General features: G+C 66.9%; 1 pseudogene. It reads left to right on the forward strand.

From position 1 onward, the window contains the following. A pseudogene (locus ITJ69_RS20210) lies at positions 1–489 on the forward strand (DDE-type integrase/transposase/recombinase); the annotation flags it as partial.

Here is a 489-nt window from a genome sequence, read left to right on the forward strand (position 1 = left end):
TGATCGCGGAACGGGTGGGTTGGTCGTTCTCGCCATCGTTGCTGCGGGAACGTGTGTCGGAGTTGCGGCCGGACTATCTCGGCGTGGACCCGGCGGACCGGCTCTCGTTCAGATCGGGCGAAGTGATCCAGTGCGATCTCTGGTTCCCCGAGACCAGGATCCCTGTCGGTGACGGGCAGGACCGGATCTTGCCGGTGCTGGTGATGGTCTCGGGGTTCTCCCGGCGGATCGAGGCGCTCGTGCTGCCGTCGCGGCAGGGCGGGGACCTCACTGCGGGGATGTGGATGCTGCTGCAACGTTTCGGCGGGATCCCGAAGTCGCTGCTTTGGGACCGGGAGGCTGCGATCGGAGGGCTGGGGCGTCCGACGGTCCTCGCAGCGACGTTCACGGGAACGATCGCGACGAAGCTGCCGTTGGCGCCGGCGAGGGATCCCGAGACCAAGGGTGTCGTCGAGCGGGCGAACCGGTATCTCGAGACGTCGTTCTTAC

Source organism: Curtobacterium sp. VKM Ac-2887 (assembly GCF_015350935.1).
Classification (GTDB): domain Bacteria; phylum Actinomycetota; class Actinomycetes; order Actinomycetales; family Microbacteriaceae; genus Curtobacterium.